The organism is Ignavibacteriales bacterium (assembly GCA_026390795.1).
Taxonomy (GTDB): domain Bacteria; phylum Bacteroidota; class Ignavibacteria; order Ignavibacteriales; family Melioribacteraceae; genus Fen-1258.
Genome location: JAPLFG010000004.1, coordinates 46,516 through 63,728, shown reverse-complemented (window position 1 = coordinate 63,728; position 17,213 = coordinate 46,516). Strand labels below are relative to the sequence as shown.

15 protein-coding genes are annotated in these 17,213 nt (G+C 33.4%); 14 read left to right on the top strand and 1 reads right to left on the bottom strand.

The window, feature by feature from the left end; all coding sequences use genetic code 11:
- The 12 genes from NTX65_14985 (at window position 1) to NTX65_14930 (ending at window position 14,339) form a co-directional block, all read left to right on the top strand.
- The gene (locus tag NTX65_14985; GenBank protein MCX6170644.1) at window positions 1-1,092 is read left to right on the top strand and encodes a Fic family protein; all 1,092 of its coding nucleotides are present in this window, start codon (window positions 1-3) and stop codon (window positions 1,090-1,092) included.
- Window positions 1,093-1,307: 215 nt separating this feature from the next.
- Window positions 1,308-5,213: a hypothetical protein gene (locus NTX65_14980; GenBank protein MCX6170643.1), complete on the top strand. Its 3,906-nt coding sequence runs from the start codon at window positions 1,308-1,310 to the stop codon at window positions 5,211-5,213.
- Between the two features lie 180 nt (window positions 5,214-5,393).
- Window positions 5,394-6,218: a hypothetical protein gene (locus NTX65_14975; GenBank protein ID MCX6170642.1), complete on the top strand. Its 825-nt coding sequence runs from the start codon at window positions 5,394-5,396 to the stop codon at window positions 6,216-6,218.
- A 291-nt stretch (window positions 6,219-6,509) separates the two neighbouring features.
- The gene (locus tag NTX65_14970) at window positions 6,510-7,166 is read left to right on the top strand and encodes a tetratricopeptide repeat protein (protein MCX6170641.1); all 657 of its coding nucleotides are present in this window, start codon (window positions 6,510-6,512) and stop codon (window positions 7,164-7,166) included.
- Window positions 7,166-7,846: a hypothetical protein gene (locus NTX65_14965; protein ID MCX6170640.1), complete on the top strand. Its 681-nt coding sequence runs from the start codon at window positions 7,166-7,168 to the stop codon at window positions 7,844-7,846. The genes NTX65_14970 and NTX65_14965 overlap by 1 nt, the downstream gene beginning before the upstream one ends.
- Entirely contained in the window at window positions 7,827-9,164 is a 1,338-nt protein-coding gene (locus tag NTX65_14960; protein ID MCX6170639.1) for a hypothetical protein, read from the top strand. The genes NTX65_14965 and NTX65_14960 overlap by 20 nt, the downstream gene beginning before the upstream one ends.
- 23 nt (window positions 9,165-9,187) lie before the next feature.
- Window positions 9,188-9,367, top strand: a complete 180-nt coding sequence (locus NTX65_14955) for a hypothetical protein (protein MCX6170638.1) — start codon at window positions 9,188-9,190, stop codon at window positions 9,365-9,367.
- A gap of 88 nt (window positions 9,368-9,455) precedes the next feature.
- Window positions 9,456-9,992 (top strand): tetratricopeptide repeat protein, encoded by a 537-nt coding sequence (locus tag NTX65_14950; protein MCX6170637.1) that lies wholly within the window; start codon window positions 9,456-9,458, stop codon window positions 9,990-9,992.
- A gap of 429 nt (window positions 9,993-10,421) precedes the next feature.
- A complete protein-coding gene (locus NTX65_14945; protein MCX6170636.1) occupies window positions 10,422-11,495 on the top strand; it encodes a site-specific integrase in 1,074 nt (357 codons plus the stop codon).
- Window positions 11,496-11,611: 116 nt separating this feature from the next.
- Complete coding sequence (locus NTX65_14940; GenBank protein ID MCX6170635.1) at window positions 11,612-12,211, top strand: hypothetical protein; 600 nt, start codon at window positions 11,612-11,614, stop codon at window positions 12,209-12,211.
- A gap of 361 nt (window positions 12,212-12,572) precedes the next feature.
- On the top strand, window positions 12,573-13,358 hold the full coding sequence (locus NTX65_14935) for a DNA/RNA non-specific endonuclease (GenBank protein ID MCX6170634.1): 786 nt from the start codon (window positions 12,573-12,575) through the stop codon (window positions 13,356-13,358).
- Window positions 13,359-13,715: 357 nt separating this feature from the next.
- Window positions 13,716-14,339: a hypothetical protein gene (locus tag NTX65_14930; GenBank protein MCX6170633.1), complete on the top strand. Its 624-nt coding sequence runs from the start codon at window positions 13,716-13,718 to the stop codon at window positions 14,337-14,339.
- A 188-nt stretch (window positions 14,340-14,527) separates the two neighbouring features.
- Here the strand turns inward: NTX65_14930 and NTX65_14925 are convergent, their stop codons facing one another.
- Window positions 14,528-14,755 carry a hypothetical protein gene (locus tag NTX65_14925; protein MCX6170632.1) on the bottom strand — a complete coding sequence of 76 codons (228 nt, stop codon included), beginning with the start codon at window positions 14,753-14,755 and terminating at the stop codon, window positions 14,528-14,530.
- A gap of 576 nt (window positions 14,756-15,331) precedes the next feature.
- Between NTX65_14925 and NTX65_14920 the strand changes: the two genes are divergently transcribed.
- Window positions 15,332-15,679 (top strand): hypothetical protein, encoded by a 348-nt coding sequence (locus NTX65_14920; protein MCX6170631.1) that lies wholly within the window; start codon window positions 15,332-15,334, stop codon window positions 15,677-15,679.
- 310 nt (window positions 15,680-15,989) lie between these two features.
- A complete protein-coding gene (locus NTX65_14915; protein ID MCX6170630.1) occupies window positions 15,990-17,207 on the top strand; it encodes a zinc ribbon domain-containing protein in 1,218 nt (405 codons plus the stop codon).
- Window positions 17,208-17,213 lie beyond the last annotated feature (6 nt).

Genomic DNA, 17,213 nt, shown 5'->3' with positions numbered 1-17,213 from the left:
ATGAAAAAATTTATTAAAGATCGACCATATAATGATTTGCCTCTTCTACCTCCGAAAGCAGAGGTTGAATCAAAATTGATACTAAAAAAAGCAATCTCCGCTAATAAGGCTTTGGCAGAACTCAAAGGCGTTGCCGCTCTAATTCCTAATCAAAACATTTTACTTAATACACTCGTTCTTGAAGAAGCAAGAGACAGTTCAGCTATAGAAAACGTCATCACAACAAGAGATAAACTTTACGAAGCTTTGGCAATTTCTTCACTGAAGATCGATCCTTCTACAAAAGAAGTTCTTAATTATCGTAAAGCTCTTTGGAAAGGATTTTCAGATGTAAAACGCAAAGGATTTCTTTCCACAAACATGATAATTGATATTCAAGCCGAACTTGTGGAAACTAATGCCGGCATAAGAAAACTGCCCGGTACAGTTTTACAAAATGAGATAACCAAAGAAGTCATTTATACTCCCCCTGTTGGCGAATCTAATATTCGTTCATTGTTAAAAAACTTTGAAGATTATTTAAACTCTTCGAACGGTATCGATCCTCTTGTAAAAATGGCTGTCCTTCACTACCAGTTTGAATCTATCCATCCTTTCTATGATGGAAACGGTAGAACCGGCAGAATAATTAACGTTCTTTACCTGGCCCTAAATGAATTACTCGACCTCCCAATTTTGTATTTGAGCAGCTTCATAATCAAAAACAAATCTGACTACTACCGTTTCTTACGCGAGGTTACTTATAACCAAAATTGGGAACAGTGGGTTCTATATATGCTCGATGCAATCGAATCTACAGCAATCGATACTTCGGCAAAAATTAAAAAGATAAAAAAAATATTGGATGATACTGTTATTGAGGTTAAAGAAAAGTTACCGAAGATTTATACTAAAGAATTGGTTGAGATACTCTTTAATGATCCGTATTGCAGAATTGCTACTATTGTTGAAAGTGGTCTAGCCGCCAGAAAAGCTGCGGGCATATATCTCCGCGAATTAGAAAAATTGGAAATCCTATCCAGCAAAAAAATTGGAAGTGATGTTGTTTTTATAAATAATAAAATCTACAATTTGTTTAAGGGCAAAAAATAACATGTGTCAGTTAGACACATCAATAACGGCATATGTGTCATTTTATTAAAAAATGACACACGTTGTTATAGCTGTGTGTCTGCACGACTCACATTATTTTAAAACATATGCACAAAAAATCGAAAAATTTGTGCATACAAAATAAGATATGCTTAAAAAATTGGATTAATTGTGCATACCCATATAAACAGTATGCTATTCTTTTTTAGGATTTCATGAAAACATCTTCTATACGTGTTGAAGGAAATATAATTTCACCCGAGCTATTCGAAAAGCTTGATTCTGCTGATGTTCGCGGGCAGAATCCTTCTGACTTTGGTTTCGACCGATCATTCAAGGTAAAAGATGATATTGCGCGCGCATGGGCTGATGCTAAAGATCAGTGGAATATCTTCAAACGTAGGACAGAAAAATTAACTGATAACCAGAGCGGTGTTGAAGAGACAAGAAAATTCTGGATCATTCCTTTACTTGAAAACCTTGGCTACAAATTAGAATTCCAGCGTTCTTCAGAGGTTGTAAACGAAAAATCCTATGCTATAAGCCACAGAGTTGAAGCTCTCGATAATTTTCCGATTCATATTATGGGTGTGAACGATAATCTTGATAGACGTCGTGAATCCGGTGGTCCAAGAATGTCTCCACACGCATTACTCCAAGAATACGTCAATGTAACAGAGCATCTTTATGGAATTGTTACCAATGGCTTTTTCTTAAGAATCCTCCGCGACTCCGGTAAACTTGTCCGCTTAAGTTATCTTGAATTCAACCTTCAGCGAATGCTTGAAGATGATCTCTATGCCGAATTCTCTATTATGTACCGGCTTATTCATTCTTCCAGGATGCCGAAGAAACAGACTGAAGCCGATCAATGTATATTCGAGCAGTACCATCAAGACGCAATTGAATCCGGTTCACGAATACGTGAGAAGTTGAGCGTTGCTGTTGAAAAGTCAATTAAAATTATAGCAAATGGATTTCTTGCTCATCCAGCTAGCCAAACACTAAGAGCGGAAGTAATTGATGGAAAATTAAAACCGGAAGATTTTTTCAAACAGCTTCTTCGGTTTATCTACAGAATTTTATTCTTACTTGTAATAGAAGAAAGAGATATTGTCTATCCGGAAATTGGAAAGGATCTTTCGCAAACAGAAAAAGATAAACTGTTTTACTTCAAAAACATTTACTACAACTACTACAGTATTTCCCGTTTAAGAAAACTTGCAGAGAAGATTCATTTCTTTGATGATAAACTTGACGATCTCTGGATTTCACTCAATAACACATTTAACATTTTTATTGAAGAACGCTACGCGAAGAAACTTGGCATTTATCCTCTTGGCGGCGATCTCTTTTCCCCCGATGCAATTGGATTACTTAGTCAATCTCAGCTAGATAATAAAACATTATTGGAATGCATTCGTAATTTAAGTTTGTTTGAAAGTCCGAACGGTAAAGATGTAATCCGTGTTAATTATGCTGCGCTAAATGTTGAAGAATTCGGTTCTGTTTACGAGGGACTTCTTGAATACGATGGAAAGTTTAACATCCAAAACCAGCAAGTAACATTTGAGTTTGTTGAAAGTTCGGAGCGTTCATCATCCGGTTCTCACTATACACCGGAAGAACTAGTTCAGCCGCTAATCAAACACTCACTCGATTATGTCATCGAAGACAAATTGACAACTGCAAAGTTGTCATTCCGGACAAAACGAAGTGGAGATCCGGAATCTATAAGCATCGAAGAAAGAGAAGCAAAGGCACAATCTCTTTTATCCATCAAAGTCTGCGATGTTGCTGCGGGCAGCGGACACATACTTCTTTCCGCAGCGCGAAGAATAGCAATTGAACTTGCACGTGTTAGAACCGGAGAAGATCAACCGTCACCGGAACCATACCGCCATGCTCTGAGAGATGTTATTAACCATTGTATTTATGGAGTTGATAAAAATCCTCTTGCAGTTGAACTTTGTAAAGTTGCTCTTTGGCTGGAAGCATACAATCCCGGTTTGCCTCTTAGCTTTTTGGACCACAAAATTAAATGCGGTGATTCTATTGTGGGTCTTGCAAGAAGAGAAGAACTTGAAAAAGGAATTGCCAACGAAGCTTTTAAGAAAATGCCCGGCGATGATGCTGATGTTGTAAAATATATTACCAAAAAGAACAAAGATGAAAGCCAAGGAAAAGAGAACTTCTTTGATACAAATGAGATTCTTGATAACATCAAAAAAATATCTACAAAGTATATAGAATTTGATCAACTTCCAGAAAAAACATTAGAAGACGTAAAGAATAAAGCACAGCAATACGATGTCTTGAAAGGAAGCGATTGGTGGAGATTGAAACAAGCCGCAGATGTTCAGGTTGCCCAATTCTTTTTACCAAAGACAAAAGAGAACCAAAGTAAGCTTACTACATTTGCGGATTATTTTAGAATACTTGGTGGAGAAAAAAGTAAACACGAAAGACAAATCTCTGAAGCAATGGCTATCGGAGTTGAGAAAAGATTCTTTCATTGGTTTTTAGAATTCCCGGATGTGTTCGCTGAAAGTGGTTTCGATTGTATTTTGGGGAATCCACCATTCTTACATGGATTAAAAATTTCAGAAAATTATGGAGATGAGTACAACGAATATTTAGTCGGTGTTTTCATGGGAGGTTCAAAAAAAACAGATTTATGTGCTTACTTTTTCAGAAGAAATTTCCAGATTCTTAACTCGAAAGGGGTTTTTGCTTTAATAAGTACCAATACAATTTCACAAGGCACGACTAGAAAGGGTGGATTAGATGTCATTGAGAGTCAAGGTGGAACTATATATCATGCATCAGATTCGATCAAATGGCCTGGCAAAGCTTCAGTTATTATTTCTTTAGTATGGATTTCAAAAACGCGATGGATAAAAAAGAATTTTCTTAATAATGCAGAAGTAATAAAAATTTCCACTTTATTGAAAGAAGCAGAAGAAAACGAGACGAGTCCGAATAAGTTGATTCGTAATGATGGGAAATGCTTTCAAGGATCAAACCCGTATGGTGAAGGATTTGTGATTGAACCTGATACTGCTTCTGTATTTCTATCAAACGAGAAAAATCAAGATGTCGTATATCCTTTCATTGGGGGAAAGGAATTAAACAACAGAACTATAAATGAGCATGAAAGATGGATTATTAATTTTGATGAAAAAGACTTCGATGACGCTTCAACTTATTCAGATGTCTTTCAATACGTAGAAGGCACCGTAAAGCCGGAAAGGATGACTAGAGATAAAGAAAAATATCCACGATTGGTTGATGAGTGGTGGAAATTTTGGCATTCTCGTCATGAATTATATGATAATTTACGAACAACAAATGTGCAAAGAGTTTTAGGCCGGTCTAGAATTTCCAACATACACATGATCGATTTTCTGAATAAAGATTTCGTTTATTCCGAATCCTTAATAATATTTTTATTTGAAGACAATTTTACATTTGGTTTGTTGCAATCCAGTATACATCAGTACTGGGCTGAAAAATATGCTTCAACAATGAAAACGGATACTAGATATATTGTATCAGACTGTTTTGAAACCTTCCCAATCCCTAAATCATCTTCAAGAGAAACCGAAGTGGAACTTGAAAAAATTGGAGAGCAGTACCACGAGTTCCGCCGCCAGCTAATGCTAAACTTGCAGCTTGGCTTAACAAAAACTTATAATCTGTTTCATAACGCAGAATGTAGAGTGCAGAACCTAGAGGTGGCAAAAAATATACGAGAGTTTAAGCAAGCAAAGTTGCAGATACCAATAGAACAAGCGGTAAAAGAGATAGAAACACTCCGCATTTTGCACAAAGAAATGGACGAAGCTGTTCTCAAAGCTTACGACTGGGGCTTCGGCTCCGCTCAGCCTATAAACCTTGCCCACAACTATTACGAAGTAGACTATTTGCCGGAAAATGATAGAATTAGATATACAATTTCTCCCGAAGCCCGCAAAGAAATACTAAAGAGATTATTAGAACTCAACCACAAAATCCACGAAGAAGAAGTCGCTGCCGGATTGTGGGATAAAAAGGGAAAGAAGAAAGAAAAAGTAGAAATACCAAAACCGAAAGATGAAGGGCAAGCAAATTTGTTTTAGGAGGGAAGAACTTAAATTAAAAATAATATATTTTTTTGGCTCAACACTCAAAAAACTTATCGAAAAAAATGTGCATAAAATAAGACGCCTCTCAAACTTAATAGGTTTGTCAAGGATCAAACATGGTATTATATTCATAGAAAATATTAAAGTACAATAAAAGTTAAGGGAAATATGAAGATGGTAAGAAAAAAAGATATAGGTGGAATTGTATTTGAAAATTTCGGATTGGATTCATTTGGCTCTAGAAAAATAAAATTTCCAGAAATAGATTTTGACAAAATAGATTTTAAAAAACTTGATCCAGATGTGAACAATCAAAAATACCCCACTTATGGTATTATTAATGGTCTCCCCATCTTGGAATTGATGTTCAAGTATTATAGAAAATCGAAAGCTCCTCATCTTGCTATAATATTTAACTATACAGAAAAATATTTCAATGAAAATGTGCTACCGATTCTTAATTATTGTCAATTGACGAAGGAAGAATCAAATGAAATATTACATTCTGGTTTTGAAAATTTTCAGATATCATACGAGGCTATAATTAATGATTATGATGCGGAGGAAGATGAAGAATTAGATTACGAATTCTTCCAATTCAAATTATTTGAAGCTTTTAGTCAGAGTACTAAGGTTGCATTGAAAATGTCTGTTGCAATGCAATCATTAAAGAATGAATTTTCAAGAGAAAATGAAGAAGTGGTGATGAATTTTAGAGAAATGCATCTTTTTCATCTAAACACAAAAAAAGAACTATTGATCGCCGAGTATAAATTGGCACAATATGAACTAAACCGTAAATCAAAAGAAACGAAAAAAAGGATGCCTGGGAAACCACCAAAATTCCAAGATCAAAGTCATCTTGATGCGATACTTGATAATATAAAAGATTGGCAATTCCTTAATAAAACTCAGCTGGCCCAAAAACTAGGATATCGTACTAGTAGCGGATTAAATGAAGCATTAAAAGCAGGTAAGCTTTCATTGCCCTCAAAATAGTCCCAGAGATCATAGAGATAGAAATCACAGAAATAAAGGCCTGTCTCTGTGATAGTAAAAAACCTTGTTTATAATCTAATTTCAAATCTTTTAGCCCCCAGAGATCACAGGTATAATACTTGTCTATTCTTTCTTACCAAGAGACAATAAAAGTTTAATACAATAAAAAATTTATTTTCCCTCATTGAGAAGCCGGTTTGTCTCTTGGTTAAAGACTTTCCGGCTTTTCTATTATGTGGGAATAAAACAGCAAGCACTCTAACACTTGCTCTATCAAAGAAGGAGATTCAAATGTCAAAAACCAAACGAAAATTTTATAAGAACTCAGACAAAAGCTTTCAGAGTGAATCTGAGAAAGTCCACTTTTATCGTGGTCTCTCTAGGGCTGAGCTTTCAGATCACCGGGGTGCAATTCACAATTTTAACAAAGCATTAAAAATTAATCCCAATTCAGCTGGTGCTTACTACAATCGCGGTATGTCAAGATTTAATCGTTCAGACTACACCGGAGCTCTCCAAGATTACACCAAGGCAATAAAACTAAATCCTTGTGATAGTTCTGCATATTATAATCGCGGTATTACGAAAGCTGTTTTAAACTATTACAATAGCTCAATCCAAGATTTCAATATTGTAATAAAGTACAATCCTTCTTTTCCTGATGCTTATCACGCTCGAGGTCTTTGTAAAGTAGAGATTGGAAACCTCATTGGAGCGCTTATTGATTTTGAGGAAGCAATACAAAATAATCCAGACTTTATCGAAGCATATATTAACCGTTCTCTCGTTAAAGTGAAACTTTTAGACATAGAAGCAGCAATTAATGATTTAAATAGGGCTGTAGAAATAAACAGTGAGTATACTGAGGACTATCTAAACCGGACTGGTTTTTTAGAAGCTCTCGAGTCTCTTCTTGAACCTTTATTAGATCCAAAGGAAACTGTTTAATGAAAGTGACCAATTTAGGATACGTCAAACTTTATCGAAAATCGTTGGATAGTGTTGTCTGGCAAAACCCAAACACATGGAAAGTTTGGTCCTACTGCCTTATCAGAGCTAATCATAAAGAAGCGGAGATACCATTCGGAGATGAAGTAAGTATCCTAAAGCCAGGTCAATTTATTACAGGAAGGTATACAGGGGCTCAGGAATGCAATATGAGTCCCTCAACCTTCTGGAGCCAAATTTTGAAATTAAAAAAGCTCAAATATATCGACACCTTTTCCGACAACAAGAAAACAGTTATTACGATTGTTAACTGGGATGTAGAGCAAAGTAGGCGGGATAATACCGACACCAAAGCCGACATCAATCCGACACCAATCCGACACAGACAAGAATGTAAGAATGAAGAGAATACTCCACCGGACTTCGAAAAGTTCTGGGACTTATACGGAAAGAAGGCGGATAGAGTAAAGAGTCTTAAGAAATGGATGAATCTACCTGAAGCAGTTAAAGAGAAAATTTTCACTACGCTGCCGGCATACATCTCAGCCACACCAGAATTGAAGTATCGTAAAAACCCTCTCACATATCTAAATGGCGAATGTTGGAATGATGAGCAGGCAACACCCCAAATTAATTATAAACCAAAATGGGATTACGAAAATGAACAAATACAAAATTAAGCTCGAAAAAGAAAAACAAATTCTTGCACTGCTTTATAAGGATCCTGAACAATCTAATGAGCTATTTGAAAAAGTACCATTGGAGATGTTTACAAAAGAGAACCGCGAAATCTTTGAGGCAATATCAAAACAAAGCCCTTGTGATAGCATAGCAATTCTTCATCAACTTCAGATACGGAGCTATCCTGTTCAAGAAATTTTGGATCTTTCATTTCAAATTGAATCTATAACCGAAAGAATAAAGGAATTCTATGATATTTGCGAAACACTCAACATAGAAAATATTTTGGCCGGTGCGTTAAATGAAAGCAAAACATCCTTTCGTGGAGTTGATCTACTATTTGAAGTAAAAGAAAAAATAGATGCCGGGATAAACAAGTATTCCCGCTTCCTTACGATCACAACCTTTGATCAAAACCTTCCGACCATATTAGAACGGATCGAATCCAAATTTACAATGGATGATTCACTAAAGACTAAATCATTCCCAAGTTTTAACACGGGAACCGGCGGACTTAATGAAGGGAACTTACTCGGCATTGCCGGTGCGTTTAAGAATGGTAAGACTACATTCGGATTAAATCTCATACTGGATTTTGTGGAGCAGAACATACCTTCTGCTATCTTCTCTCTTGAAATGAGTAATAATGAAATAGAAGAAAAGATCTTGTCTTATAAAACCGGTATCAATTACGACAAAATCCGTAACCCTAAACGCTTGAATGAAGAAGAAAGAGTTTCTTTATTGAGGTATTCATCACAACGTAAGAACAGCGACGAAAAGTTATTCATTTTTGATAGAGCTTTTACCCTCTCTGAGATAGAGTCGAACGTAAAAAAGCTGAAAGATAAATATGGTCTCAAGGTAATCTTGATTGATTACATAGGATTGATAAAATCTGTTAGCAAAAATAAAAACATCGACTCACGGGAAAGAGAAATAGCCCAAATTAGCAGCTCGTTAAAATTACTCGCAAAAGAAACAGACACAATCATTATTGTTTTATCACAGTTGAATAGGAGCGGAATTAAAGATGCAAGTTCTGTCAACTTAGCTGAAAGTCTAGGATTGGCACGAGATAGTGATTTCCTATTTACAATCAGTAAGCCAAAGGAGGAAGATACAACCTATTTTGAAGTAAAGTTAGATTCGAGCAGGCATACGGCTAGTGGGAAGGAATTTCTTTTACGATTAAATGACAACGGCAAAATGGAAGAAATTGAAACACGTTTTGACAACTCATACTTAAATAATAGAGGAACTTTGAAGCTTCGTAAAATCCACCATGGTACACAAACAAACTTTTTCAAAAAATAAATATAAAATGACAGGAATATAATATGAGAACAAATTTACCAATAAAATCATTTCAGGCTAATTATATAAATATAAAGCTCAAAGATGAAGGAAGAAACATGATAAGAAAAGATACAGAGTTAAGTCATGACAAGGAAGTAGTTAAGTTCTCAAAGATTGCTACTCTTACAGTAAGAATAATTTTTAAGAACCACAGAATCTGAGTTCTGCGAGTAGGTTAAACAATTTTATTCTCTCAGCGAAAGCTGAAAGAATTTCTGACGAATAATAAAACTAATAGGAGGTAACTATATGATAGACAACAGAAAAATAGAAAAAAGTAATAATGAAGATGCTAATCTTAAACTCGCTTTGGTGTATCACAGTCGAGCAATTTCTAAATGTGATCAAGGTGACTTCACGGGTGCTATACTGGATTTTGACAAAGCGATCCAGTTAGATCCCTATAATCAAGATATTTATTTCAATCGCGGTTATGCAAAATTAAAAATTTCAGACTTCCTGGGTGCTATCCAAGATTATGATAAATTCATCGAGTTTGATCCAACAGATGGTGTCGCTTTTATAGACCGTGGTAATGCCAAAAGAGGATTTTTAGATTTTGCGGGAGCTATCGAAGATTATAAAAAGGCTATAGAGATTTACCCCGATGATCTTGAAGCTAAGAATAATCTTGAGTTAACCAAGGCTGAGTTAAAAGACATCATTGGAACCTATGAACATTTTAACAAAACCACCGGGGGAGGAGAGACGGAAGGTATGCATGGATATGGATTAAAGCCATTCCTGATTTTCGAAATTGGACCAAGAAAAAGTGAAATTTCATAAATAGGCTGTTTATAAAATTATCGATTATGTAATCAAACACAAACTATAATCAGCAAGTGAAGGGAAAATAACATGAAAAAAAATACACCAATAAAGTCTATACGTCAGCATTGTCTAGAGTGTAGTTGTCAACAAAAAGGAGAAGTTCTTAATTGTCATCTAGAAGATTGTCCGTTGCATCCATACAGACTGGGCAAGAACCCAAATAGAAAGCGAAAAGCGGTGATACAAGAATCAGGTGAACTAGCATTAGGCTTAGAATAGTTTGTTATCAAAACGCTAGTTGAAAGGGGGTTCTTGACTATTAAAATTGATTATAGCAGAAGTGCTGGAATAATAAATCATTCCGCTTAGAATAATTTCGATTGGAGAGGCAGTATTAATGAATATAATAATCGTAACACTTAAAGAGATCATAATCTAAGAACTATGGAAGAGAATGTTCAGAAAATATTAAACCAATTCTCGTTTGAAGAGATCGAGAAATTGAAACGGCTTCTATTGATTATTCCAGACGCTTCGCAAAATGTGAACGTGGCTAAACCGATTGAAGTCGTTACGCTTAAAATATTTTTTGATGAGTATTCTCATCAAATAAAAATGAATCATAGTAAAGCATATCATGCTTCTGTTATACTCTCTTTGATGCATTTAACAGATTTTTTCGGCGATCAAAAATTGATACAATCTATTGGATTGCGAGAGGTTGAAAAATTTATGATCTACATTCAGCAAAAAGTTAAAAAAGGTTATGTCGTTTATTTCCGCAACTTAAAAGCAGCATTCAATCAGGCAAAAAATTGGGGTTATATAGGAGAGAACTATTTCTTAAAAATTAAGCTTCCGCGAAGACAGAAAACGGCACCAGCATATCTCAACAACGATCAATTGCTATTATTGAGCAGTCAGATAGAAAATCAAAAAATGAAGGAGATAGTTGTAACAGCATTCTTTACAGGTATGAGATTGAGTGAAATTACAAATCTGACTTGGCGGAATGTTGACCTAACAAAAAGAATAATTACGGTAGGAGATGAAAACTTTATAACGAAAAGTAGAAGCCAAAGATATATCCCTATGACTGCAGAAGTTTATGAAATTCTTATCAAAAAGAACGAAAAGAAAATGAAAGTTTTCAAACAAAACGAAGATTATATTTTTTGCAAAAATGATGGAAAAAAGTTCACCGGGGACTACATCTCTAAAATATTTAAACGTGCATGTGGGGCTGCGGGCATAAGTAAATCAATTCATTTCCATTCCTTGAGACATTCCTTTGCCTCCAACCTCGCGCAAAAAGGAATTTCACTTTATATAATTAAGGAGCTACTGGGACATACTTCGGTTTCAACAACAGAGATTTATGCACACTTAAACATGGATTCTTTAAAAGACGCAATTAAGGTGCTTGAAACATCCTCTTATTCTTCTTTGAGCAAAATTGCTCCAACTCCCAATGATTTCAGCTCAGTGATTAAGATAGATTCAAACTCTATATTATAAATTCTACCAATCTACTTATCTACAAAAAATTCTTTATATATATTACTTTGCAAGATCATTTGTTTATTTTAATTCAGGAAAAATTACATCAAGTAAAAAGATACTGGAGCACTCTTATGAAGAAATTTCTTTTTTTTATGTTACTTTTTTATTCATGTTCCAAACCACCTTCAATTTCTCCCAACCCGTCTTTGAATACGAAAAAACCTCTACCACAAAAATTTATTGCTCCTGATGAAAGAATAGAAGTATGTAAAGCAATTAAATTGAATTCATCACGTTTTTCTCAATATGCTATAATCGCCCTCGATACCACTGATGAATTCTCGTTAAAGCATAGTTTTTATGTTATAGACTATGATTCAGTGACTAACAATTGGGAGAAGAGTATTAATGAAAAAATTGAATATAGTAATCTAAGACTTGAAGTAGGCCAAATAGCAGGCATAGTTGATTCAGTATTAGTAATTTCGAGCGTGGAAGGGTCTGGTGCATATTTAAGTTATTGGATATTTGGGAAAATTGAAGGTCGTAACAAGAAATTACTAGACTCTGAAGTGAATCCTGATTTACCACGTGGTGGAATTTATTTTAATAATGGTAAAATATGTGTTGCATACGGTGAAAATATAATAGATAATTATGTCTGGAGTGGTAAAGAATTTATTAAGACTATTCCTTCCAGTCCACAATTAGGTCAAATTAAAAGAAAATAATACAATTATGGAATTCAACATAGATTATCAAGATCAAGTTCATATATACAAAAAAATAATAAATACTGAGTTAATGAAAACAATTTAACTAAACCGAACCGATAGATCGCTTTACTAAATTAGGATTTATATTGATGTAAATTATCTTGTGCATCTTAAAGGACTTTAGTCTAAAGCAATTGAAGAAGGGTTGTATAACTTCATGATTGAAAATTTTATTGAGAAAATTATAAAACAATCAAAATTAATGTCACCGAATAATAAGAGAATGTAATGATTATAATGGTATATCCAGATGATAATGTAATTCAAATATTTTTTCTCATAAATTAATAAATCTATTGTTTTCTATAAAATAAAAATGATTAATACTATTGTGAATTTTAAAACCACTATGTTATTTCTTCTCATAGTTGTTATAATTTCCTGTAATGAGAAAAAAGCTATACCCTCTAATCCCATAGCAAAAATGAGGTATGAGTTACCTGAAATTTATGTTGATGATGAAATTGTTGAACATTACGCTTATGTCCTGAATTATAAAGAAGAATTTGAGCAACCTACTTGGGTTGCATACGTATTGACCTCTGATAAACTAATTAAAAGAGCCAATCGTTCTAATGGATTTAAGCCAGATCCAGATGTTACAACTGGTTCAGCTACCCCGGAAGATTATAAAGATTCCGGTTATGATAGAGGTCATTTAGCTCCAGCAGCGGATATGGTTTGGTCCGATGTGGCAATGTCAGAATCATTCTTAATGAGCAACATGAGTCCGCAGGAACCCTCATTCAATCGTGGGATTTGGAAAAAACTTGAAGAAATGGTCAGAAGCTTTGTAATGAAATATGAAATAGTTTATATTGCTACAGGACCAATGCTTGAAAGAGGACTGCCGACTATTGGGACTAATCACGTAGCAATACCGAAATACTATTACAAAGTATTATGTGTATACCAAGGATTAATTAAACTGGGGATAGGATTCATTCTGCCAAATCAATCGTCTCAAAAAACGATAGAAGATTATGCTGTATCAATTGATTCTGTTGAAAAAATTACAAAAATAAATTTCTTTTACAGTATTCCTAAAAATATACAAGATAAATTGGAATCAAATTTTAATCTAAAGCAATGGTTTAATTAAAGGGACTTGTGATGTTCACTAAAAGATTATTTTATTTCCTACTAATAATTCCATTATTCTCCGTTAATAACTTTGCCTAAACTATTTATATTACTAAAAAGAGTGCAAAATATAATTCTTATACATGTCAATATTTTATAAATAGTTCAATACCATTTCTCTTAAAGATGACATTGATAAAGGATACACGGCTTGTTCAAGATGATCAGCACGTAAAAATATAACCATTGGAATTCGACCTGCTGCTTATAAATGAAGCGAATGAAAACAAACAATACTCAAAGGAGATTTCTGCTACACAAATTAAATGTATAGGTACAATTAAAAGAGTTAAGCGCTGTTAAAGAAAAACTTCAGTTGGCTCAAAATATTGTTTGCAGCATTAATAATATAATTACTTACAATAGGTCAGAACGAAATAAAAATATGATAAAAAATAGTACTTCAAATAATAATCCATATTTCAGCATTCAGCATTTTGGAAGTCTTCCTGCAGTGATACTATTATTCACGATTGTCTACATGTTTAATTACACTATTGTGATTGCTCAGTCTACTTTACCAAACTTTAAAGATTACTCTATTAATGAAAAAATTTACAATGGTTTAACTGCTCCTCTTGTTTTAACACGTGATGATCTAATGTTTAAGACACGCTTAAAATGGGCGACGAAAAATATTAAACCGAACTTTGCAGGGCACTATATTCTGACTACATGGGGTTGCGGGGCCCAATGTTTGATGGGTGCTGTCATTGATGCCAAAACAGGTAAGGTCTATTGGATCGAATTTAGTATATGTTGTTGGTGGAGTTCAAGTCTAGATGACGAAATCCAACCAATTGAATTTCGGCCTGAAAGTAGAATGATTGTATTTACTGGTTTTCGAAATGAGAAGGATGGTGACAATGGTACACACTATTATCAATTCGTTAATGAGCAGTTTGTCCATATACGATCAGTCATAAAACCTGAAAAATAAATATCCTAAAAATGCATTAGAGCACTGAAGATCGTTCAGACAAATTTATCTTTATGTTGTATCGCCAATGAATTTTGTGATTATCTTTTTTTGTTGTTAGTATTATTTATTTTTCTTTTTTGAGCTCCAAGAAAAGAATCTATGTTTTTGTAGCATTATGATATTTCAACAGTATTCTTCCAAAGATCTTAATCATTATTTATCAAAACATTTGCTTTTGGAATTGAATCAGAGCATTTAGGGATGTATCCTTTCGTTTTCCACTGGGCTGCATAATTAGCAATATCCGGATTTCTTGAGAAGCGAAAAACCGAATAATTCTGTATAAGTTCTTTCAACTTAGGATGTTCACTCCAAGTTTTACTCCGATCCTTGCTTATCAACGCAGTATCATCAATGTTGAGAAGAATTTTCATAGATGTCCAATTTTATTGGCAATATATTCTTGCTGTTTGACTGACAACCATCCATAAGAAGAGTGATTTAATACAAAAAGACTATAGTGTTTCGAATGCAATTCAAAATATTTTTTGTTGCCATTTCGTCCAATGGGAGTTTCTCGATTTGACTTAGTTGTATTGATAAAAAATTTTCGAAAATATATTTAAACAAGTTTACTTTGCTACCAATCAACAAAGTTTTCGAATCTATTCTCATATATAATTTCCTATTACCCATGAATTTGCAGAAAATATGATAATGATAATGTTGTCAATTGTTAAAACTTTTATTTTTATATGGTACATCAGCTTTATACCAAATGGGATAATATATTCTAGAATAAGACTATTGGTGATATTTGATTATTGTTGACTGAATAATTCCATTTGCTTAAGTTTAATTAAAATAAGAGATTCATACGAGAATTTATAATAATCATTTCTAAGACGTTATGAACAATTTTTTTCTATCAAAATAATTATAAATGTGACTGATAATAAAATATTGCTGATTGATTGAGAATGTACTCATTATAAAAAAAGGAGTGAATAATGGCAAAACAATATTTTACACGAAAAGGGTTTAGTGGTCTTACTACTCAAAGTCAAATGATTGATGTAGCAATTTTTATTGGTGTTGGCTTAATCGCTTGGTTCATTTTTAAGGCTGGAGCAGATAACTTTTTTGGTATTATCCAAACTGTGTTACTCTCAATAATTATAGCTTGGATCGCTCAATTATTTCTGCCAAAAGCAACATTTTATCGCACTATTAATAATTATTATTGTTCAGACTGTGGACAATATCTAGGAAATTCACCAAAAGTATGTGGTAAATGTGGATGTAATCGATATACAACAAAAGATACTGGTGTTGGTCAAACTATTAGGAATAGGTAATACGATTTGTCCCTCCAAAGAGATCCAACAGTTATACTAGATCCAAAAAGGACTAGATATATTATTATTAAGATTAAACATATTAATAAAATTCTCGCTAATACAAAGAACTTTCATTATTTTAATTACTGAATCAAAATTTATGGAAAAAATAAAAATTTAAGATTACTATTAAATAAAATTAGCACAATTATTATTCTGAAATAAAATTACTGCGATTATAAAGGTTTTTTGTATTCGGAGTAATCAATATTTTCAAAGAATAATTTTACCGAAGTAATATTTCTCATGTGCACTAATAGGGGCTTTAATGGTATCAAAAAAATGTTTAGAATGTAATCAGATATTACCAGCGAATACAAGATTTTGCCCAAACTGCGGTCAAGCAATCAAATCTATTGAAGGTTTTCTCAATATTTTTGAAAATGTAAATGATATCCACTCGATTCAAGTCACTCAGAATAAGAAATATCTTAGAGTACTTCCTGGTTTATCTGGATTTAATTCAATTCTATGTATTCCTGATAGCAATCAGAACTATTATAGGTTATTTGATAGCGGAAAAGGAAATTATGAATTAGGACGAACAGATTTCTTACCAAGTGAAATATCCAAATCTTCTACCCCAGTTTTTGATGGACTCTTTCTAAATACAATCTGTTCAAATATTCTTTTAAGGTTTGGGGTTGATAGAAATGAAAATATAATATCTAATGTATATATATATCATACGGCAGGCCAAATATCAAGTGTCGCAATCTCACCCACGATCGTTTTTGAAAAAGATAAGAGATTTCTTCTATTTATAGTTGAAAATAAACTTTTTATTATTGATCTATCTCGTTTTAAGGAAGAAAGTTCCAATCAAATTAACCTCGTCAGATTACAATCAAATAGAAAATGGAACTCAATATTTTATAATTTTAATAAAGAGACAATCTATATTAGCGATTCGGCTGGAAACGTATTTGAAGCATCATTAAAAAGTATTCTAGGAGGTGAAGATAGTTTTACTCATATAATTAAATCCGATCTAATAGATATTGCAATTCCCGTAGTCATGGATAATAAAATATATATATTTGGGTATAATGCTGATAAACAAGTCAAAATGAAAATCTTCGATTTAACCTCTCGAACAGATCTTCCAAATCGCAACATCAAAGAAAATAATATTGTAATTCCATGTGGACGACCTATTTATTCCGAGAGAGGTTTTCTCTTTAAAAACGGTATAGAGAAAGGATCTTTTTGCAAAATACTAAAAGATGGGAATTCTGAATTAATAACTTTAAGCTATGAATTGAACACGGAGTTTAATTTTGTTAAAAACAATATTATTTATTCAGTAAGTAGGAATGATAGAGCTATACGTCGACTAAACATGGCATCGAATCAATTTATTTCAGAAATCCCAGTAAATTTTGTCATGAGCGAAGTAGTAAATCCGTTATCGAACATTTTTTATTTAAATGGCTTATTAGCATTTATTGAACACAAGAAAATAATTTTAGTTCGTGATATTTAAGGAGAA

Coding starts and splice junctions, on each gene's coding strand:
- NTX65_14965 (MCX6170640.1), top strand. CDS start 7,166: ATGAAAGTGACCAATTTAGGATACGTCAAACTTTATCGAAAATCGTTG.
- NTX65_14980 (MCX6170643.1), top strand. CDS start 1,308: ATGAAAACATCTTCTATACGTGTTGAAGGAAATATAATTTCACCCGAG.
- NTX65_14950 (MCX6170637.1), top strand. CDS start 9,456: ATGATAGACAACAGAAAAATAGAAAAAAGTAATAATGAAGATGCTAAT.
- NTX65_14935 (MCX6170634.1), top strand. CDS start 12,573: ATGATTAATACTATTGTGAATTTTAAAACCACTATGTTATTTCTTCTC.
- NTX65_14970 (MCX6170641.1), top strand. CDS start 6,510: ATGTCAAAAACCAAACGAAAATTTTATAAGAACTCAGACAAAAGCTTT.
- NTX65_14925 (MCX6170632.1), bottom strand. CDS start 14,755: ATGAAAATTCTTCTCAACATTGATGATACTGCGTTGATAAGCAAGGAT.
- NTX65_14945 (MCX6170636.1), top strand. CDS start 10,422: ATGGAAGAGAATGTTCAGAAAATATTAAACCAATTCTCGTTTGAAGAG.
- NTX65_14985 (MCX6170644.1), top strand. CDS start 1: ATGAAAAAATTTATTAAAGATCGACCATATAATGATTTGCCTCTTCTA.
- NTX65_14915 (MCX6170630.1), top strand. CDS start 15,990: ATGGTATCAAAAAAATGTTTAGAATGTAATCAGATATTACCAGCGAAT.
- NTX65_14955 (MCX6170638.1), top strand. CDS start 9,188: ATGAGAACAAATTTACCAATAAAATCATTTCAGGCTAATTATATAAAT.
- NTX65_14975 (MCX6170642.1), top strand. CDS start 5,394: ATGGTAAGAAAAAAAGATATAGGTGGAATTGTATTTGAAAATTTCGGA.
- NTX65_14920 (MCX6170631.1), top strand. CDS start 15,332: ATGGCAAAACAATATTTTACACGAAAAGGGTTTAGTGGTCTTACTACT.
- NTX65_14940 (MCX6170635.1), top strand. CDS start 11,612: ATGAAGAAATTTCTTTTTTTTATGTTACTTTTTTATTCATGTTCCAAA.
- NTX65_14960 (MCX6170639.1), top strand. CDS start 7,827: ATGAACAAATACAAAATTAAGCTCGAAAAAGAAAAACAAATTCTTGCA.